The 6,418-nt window shown below is 66.5% G+C and carries 3 protein-coding genes; 2 read left to right on the top strand and 1 reads right to left on the bottom strand.

All coding sequences use genetic code 11. From position 1 onward, the window contains the following. Nucleotides 1–28 precede the first annotated feature (28 nt). Together RYM47_RS16400 and mfd are read left to right on the top strand one after the other, a co-directional pair. Nucleotides 29–580, top strand: coding sequence for a GNAT family N-acetyltransferase (locus tag RYM47_RS16400; RefSeq protein ID WP_070208934.1), 552 nt, complete (start codon nucleotides 29–31; stop codon nucleotides 578–580). A 38-nt stretch (nucleotides 581–618) separates the two neighbouring features. After that, a complete protein-coding gene (gene mfd, locus RYM47_RS16405) occupies nucleotides 619–4,086 on the top strand; it encodes a transcription-repair coupling factor (protein WP_315389244.1) in 3,468 nt (1,155 codons plus the stop codon). Between the two features lie 37 nt (nucleotides 4,087–4,123). Here mfd and RYM47_RS16410 read toward each other — a convergent pair whose 3' ends face one another. After that, entirely contained in the window at nucleotides 4,124–6,220 is a 2,097-nt protein-coding gene (locus RYM47_RS16410) for a M13-type metalloendopeptidase (protein ID WP_315389245.1), read from the bottom strand. Nucleotides 6,221–6,418: the final 198 nt, after the last annotated feature.

Genomic DNA, 6,418 nt, shown 5'->3' on the forward strand with positions numbered 1-6,418 from the left:
ATCCGAAGACCACCAAGGAATCACCGGTATGGCTACCCGTAACCGCATGCCGCCCTGGCACGAAATCTTCAAGGCTCCCAGCGGCCACGAACTGCTGATCCGCCCGATCCGTCCAGAAGACGGCGCACCGTTGAAGGCCGCCTTCAGCCTGTTCGGGCCGGAGGAAATCCGCGACCGACTGCTGCAGTCGGTCACCGAGCTGTCCGACGAGTCGATGCAGCGCCTGACCCATCCCAACCCCAAGGGTGAGATCACCCTGGTGGCTGCCGAGAACGAAACGCCCGGCGATGCCGTGGTCGGTGCATTGGCGCGCGCTTCCATCGTGCCCGGCACCCGCGAGGCCGAGTACGCCATCCTGATCAGCCGCTTCCTGATCGGCCAGGGCCTGGGCCGGCAGCTGATGCGCAAGCTGGTCAAATGGGCGCGTGGCAAGTACCTGGACCGCCTGTATGGCGACGTTCTGGAAGCGAACGTGCCGATGAAGCAGCTGGCCGCCTCGCTGGGCTTCAAGCAGGTGCCGCATCCAAATGAAGGCTCCGGCCTGGTGCGGATGGTGCTGGAGCTCGACCCGGGTCAATAGGAAGTCATCACGTGGGCGTCTGCTAAAATCGGCAGCTCATGTCACGCACTTCCTATCCCGCACCGCCGCTGCCCCGTTCCGGGCAGCTCCGCGCCTGGTGGCGCGCTCCTGCATCACCGACGGCGCTGGCGTGGTACATCGCGCGCGCCGCCGATGCCCATGCCGGGCCGCTGCTGGTCATCGCACGCGACAACCACGGCGCCAACCAGATCGAGTCCGATCTGCGCACTCTGCTGGGCAGCGCGTCGGACCTGCCGGTGGTGGCGTTCCCGGACTGGGAGACGCTGCCGTACGACGCCTTCAGCCCGCACCCCGACATCATTTCCCAGCGCCTCGCCGCGCTGCATCAGTTGCCGACGCTGCGCCGTGGCATCGTGGTGGTGCCGGTGCAGACGCTGCTGCAGCAGCTGGCCCCGCTCAAGTACATCATCGGCGGCAGCTTCGACCTGAAGGTCGGGCAGCGCCTCGACCTGGACGCAGAGAAGCGTCGGCTTGAGGCAGCGGCCTACCGCAACGTGCCGCAGGTGATGGACCCGGGCGATTTCGCGGTGCGCGGTGGCCTGCTTGACGTGTTCCCCATGGGCGCCGACGCGCCGTTGCGGGTCGAGCTGCTCGACGAGGACATCGATTCCATCCGCGCCTTCGACCCGGAAAGCCAGCGTTCGCTGGACAAGGTCGACGCGGTGCGCATGCTGCCGGGTCGCGAAGTGCCGCTGGACGAGTTGAGCGTATCTCGGGTGCTGGCCACCCTGCGCGAACGCTTCGACGTGGATACACGGCGCAGTGCGCTGTACCAGGATCTCAAGGCGGGTCTGGCGCCGGCGGGCGTGGAGTACTACCTGCCGCTGTTCTTCGACCAGACCGCCACGCTGTTCGACTACCTGCAGCCGAACGCGCTGCCGGTGATCGCGCCCGGCGTGGGCGAAGCGGCGGCCTCGTTCTGGGCACAGACCCAGAACCGCTACGAACAGCGCCGGCACGACGTCGAACGCCCGCTGCTGGCGCCGAGCGAGCTGTACCTCAGCCCAGAGGCGCTCAACGCACACCTGAACACCCTGCCCCGCATCGAAGTGTGGGGCGCGGACCATGCGCGCATCGAGGAGGCCTCGGCGCTGGGCGACCAGCCGCTGCCGCCGTTGCCGGTGGCCGCGCGCGACGCGCCGGCCGGCGAGGCATTGAAGTCCTTCATCGGCCACTACCCGGGCCGGGTGCTGATCGCCGCCGACTCGCCGGGCCGTCGCGAAGCGCTGCTCGAGGTCCTGCAGGCAGCCGAGCTGAAGCCGCCGGTGGTGGCCGACCTGCCCACTTTCCTGGCCGACGACAGCCAGCGCTTCGCGATCACCGTGGCGCCGCTGGAAGACGGCTTTGCGCTCGACACGCCACCGCTGGCGGTGCTGACCGAGCGCCAGCTGTTCCCCGAGCGTGCTGGCCAGACCCGGCGCAGCCGTCGCGCCGGGCGCGAGCCCGAAGCGATCATCCGCGACCTCGGTGAGCTGACCGAAGGCGCACCCATCGTCCATGAAGACCATGGTGTCGGTCGTTACCGCGGGCTGATCGTGCTCGACGCCGGCGGCATGCCGGGCGAGTTCCTGGAGATCGAATATGCCAAGGGCGACCGGTTGTACGTGCCGGTGGCCCAGCTGCACCTGATCAGCCGCTACTCGGGCGCTTCGCCGGAAACCGCGCCGCTGCATTCGCTGGGTGGCGAACAATGGAGCAAGGCCAAGCGCCGCGCAGCCGAAAAGGTCCGCGACGTCGCCGCCGAGCTGCTGGAGATCCAGGCCCGCCGCCGGGCGCGCGCCGGACTGGCACTGCACGTGGACCGCGCGATGTACGAGCCGTTCGCGGCCGGCTTCCCGTTCGAGGAAACCTCGGACCAGATCGCCGCCATTGAAGCGACCCTGCGCGACCTCGCCAGCAGCCAGCCCATGGACCGCGTGGTCTGCGGCGACGTCGGCTTCGGCAAGACCGAAGTGGCCGTGCGCGCCGCCTTCGCCGCCGCCAGCGCCGGCAAGCAGGTGGCGGTACTGGTGCCAACCACGCTGCTGGCCGAACAGCATTACCGCAACTTCCGCGACCGCTTCGCCGACTGGCCGCTGCGTGTGGAGGTGCTTTCGCGCTTCAAGACCGCCAAGGAAATCAAGGCCGAGCTGGAGAAGGTTGCGGCCGGCACCATCGATGTGATCATCGGCACCCATCGACTGCTGCAGCCGGACGTGAAGTTCAAGGACCTGGGCCTGGTGGTGGTGGACGAAGAGCAGCGCTTTGGCGTGCGCCAGAAGGAAGCGCTGAAGGCGATGCGCGCCAACGTGCACCTGCTGACCCTGACCGCCACGCCGATCCCGCGCACGCTCAACATGGCCATGGCCGGGCTGCGCGACCTCTCGATCATCGCCACCCCGCCGCCGAACCGGCTGGCGGTGCAGACCATCATCACCGCCTGGGACAACGCGCTGCTGCGCGAAGCCTTCCAGCGCGAGTTGTCGCGCGGCGGCCAGCTGTATTTCCTGCACAACGACGTGGAAAGCATCGGCCGCATGCAACGCGACCTGGCCGAGCTGGTTCCCGAAGCGCGCATCGGCATCGCCCACGGGCAGATGCCCGAGCGCGAGCTGGAACGGGTGATGCTGGACTTCCAGAAGCAGCGCTACAACGTGCTGCTGTCGACCACGATCATCGAGTCGGGCATCGACATCCCCAACGCCAACACCATCATCATCAACCGCGCCGACCGCTTCGGCCTGGCCCAGCTGCACCAGCTGCGCGGCCGTGTCGGCCGTTCGCACCACCGCGCTTATGCGTACCTGGTGGTGCCGGACAAGCGTTCGATGACGCCCGATGCAGAGAAGCGGCTGGAAGCCATCGCCTCGATGGATTCGCTGGGCGCCGGTTTCACGTTGGCCACCCACGACCTGGAAATCCGTGGTGCGGGCGAGCTGCTGGGCGAAGACCAGAGCGGGCAGATGGCCGAGGTCGGCTTCAGTTTGTACACCGAGTTGCTGGAGCGTGCGGTACGCAGCATCCGGCTGGGCAAGCTGCCCGACCTGGATTCAGGCGAGGAAGTGCGCGGTGCGGAAGTGGAGCTGCATGTACCGGCGTTGATTCCGGACGATTACCTGCCCGACGTGCACACCCGCCTGACCCTGTACAAGCGGATCAGCAGCGCACGCGACAGCGCCGAACTGCGCGAGCTGCAGGTGGAGATGATCGACCGCTTCGGGCTGTTGCCGGACGCGGCCAAGCATCTGTTCGCGGTGGCCGAGCTGAAACTGCAGTGCAATGCGCTGGGCATCCGCAAGCTGGAGCTGGGCGAGAACGGCGGCCGCATCGTGTTCGAGGCGCAGCCGCGCATCGACCCGATGGCGGTGATCCAGATGATCCAGAAGCAGCCCAAGCTGTACACCATGGAAGGCCCGGACAAGCTGCGCATCAAGGTGCCGCTGCCACTGCCGGAAGACCGGTTCAATGCGGCGAAGGCGTTGTTGACCACGTTGACGCCGGGGTGAAAAAAAGAGGCCCGGCATTGCCGGGCCTCTTTTTGCTTTACCAGATCACCACGCGCTTGTCGTCGGCGCGCACCATCGCATCGCCGCTCTTGCACTCGAACGCCTGCGCGAACGCCGGCATGTTCGACGGCGCGCCGTTGGCGCGGAAGTTTGCCGGGGCGTGCGGGTCGGTGTTCAGGCGCACGCGCAGCTCACCGTCGGTAAAGTTGCGACGCCACACGGTGGCCCAGTTCATGAAGAAGCGCTGGTCCTGGCTGTGGCCGTCGACCTCGACATTCGCCTTCGGGTTCTCCTTCAACGCCATCTGCAGCGCGTCATAGGCCACGGTCAGGCCACCCAGGTCGCCGATGTTCTCGCCGAGGGTCAGCTTGCCCTTCACGTTCACGCCCGGCAGCGACTCGTAGCCGTCGAACTGCGCGACCAGCTGGTCGGTACGGCCGGTGAAGGCCTTGCGGTCGCTGTCGGTCCACCAGTTGTCGAAGTTGCCGTTGGCGGCGAACTGGCTGCCCGAGTCGTCGTAGCCGTGCATCATTTCGTGGCCGATCACCGCGCCAATGCCGCCGTAGTTCAGCGCTGGGTCGGCCTTGGCGTCGAAGAACGGCGCCTGCAGGATCGCCGCCGGGAACACGATCTCGTTCTTGGTCGCGTTGTAGTAGGCGTTCACGGTCTGCGGGGTCATGCCCCACTCGGTCTTGTCGACCGGCTTGCCGACCTTGTCCAGCATGTAGCGGTAGTTGAAGGCGCGCGCGGCCTGCATGTTGCCCAGGTAGCTGTCGGCGTTGGTTTCAAAGCCCGACCAGTCGCGCCACTTGTCCGGGTAACCGATCTTCGGGGTGAAGCTGGCCCACTTCTCCAGCGCCTTCTTGCGGGTGTCTTCGCCCATCCACTCCAGCTTCTCCAGGCGCGCCTTCAGCGCCACCGAGAGGTTTTCCACCAGGTGCTGCATCTGCTCCTTGGATTCGGCTGGGAACACGGCGTCGACGTACAGCTGGCCGAGGCCTTCGCCGATGGAGGCGTTCACCGATTCCAGCACGCGCTTCCAGCGCGGCTGCATTTCCTTCTGGCCACGCAGGGTGGTGCCATAGAAATCGAAGTTGGCCTTCTCGAACTGGCTGCTCAGGTACGGCGAGGCGTCATCGATGGTGTGGAAGCGCAGGTAGGCCTGCCAGGTGCTGGCCGGCACGTCGGCCAGCATCTTGTCCATTTCACCGAAGAAACCCGGCTGCGCCAGCGAGAACTTCTGCGCGGCCGGCACCTTCAGGGTGTCGAACAGCGCGGTCCAGCTGAAGTTCGGGGTCAGCTTGTCGGCGTCGGCGGCGCTGAGCGGGTTGTAGCGCTTGGCCGGGTCACGCATTTCGATGCGCGACATCGAGGCCTTGGCCAAACGGGTTTCAAAGGCCATCACGGCCTTGGCCTGCTCGGCGGCCTGCGCGGCGTCCACACCGGACAGCGTCAACACCTGGGCGATGTAGGCCACGTAGGCATCGCGGATCTTGGCCTGCGCGTCGTCAAAGTAATAGCCCTTCTCCGGCAGGCCCAGGCCGCCCTGGCCGACGTAGGCGATGACGTTGGCCGAATCCTTGTAGTCGGCATTGGCAAACAGCGAGAACAGCACGCCCTTGCCCTCGGCCTGGCTGTCGCGCAGGTACTGGGTGATGGCGGCGGTGTCGTTCAGCGCGGTGATCTTGTCCAGCTGGGGCTGCAGCGGTGCCAGGCCGGCCGCTTCGATCTTGGCCTCATCGTTGCCGGTCTTCCAGATGTCACCGATCTTGGCTTCCACCGAGCCGGCCTTGGCCTGGCTGGCGGCGGCCTGCTGGACCAGCGCGTGCTGCACTTCCAGCGAGCGCTCGCGCAGGATTTCGAAGCTGCCCCAGGTGGTCTGGTCGTTCGGCACCGGGTTGGCTTTGAGCCACTTGCTGTTGACGAACCCGTTGAGGTCGGTACACGCGGCAATGGCCGGGTCGAGGTCGGCGCTGTTGAGCGAGATCAGCGGGGTCTTGATCTGCGACAGGTCGAAGGCCGGCTTGGCGGCATCAGCGGTGGCCGCCGGAGCGGTGTCGGTCTTGCCACAGGCGGCCAGCGAGGCGGCAATGGCAAGGGTCAGGCCCAGCGGGGCCAGCTTGGAAAGGGTCATTCATCACTCCAGCTGCGGGAAGGCATTACCCGCAGAGCGGGCAATCTTGCAGCGTAGCGTGCGATGCGAAGCCGACGGACCGGCCAAAGGTCACACAGCAGCTTTTTTCTTCCGCATCGGGACCATTTATCGGGGGCGGCCGTCGGGTAGCCCCCGGAGAGACGCTAGAAAACATGGATGTTTTCTAGCAGCCCCCAT

Source organism: uncultured Stenotrophomonas sp. (assembly GCF_963519125.1).
Classification (GTDB): domain Bacteria; phylum Pseudomonadota; class Gammaproteobacteria; order Xanthomonadales; family Xanthomonadaceae; genus Stenotrophomonas.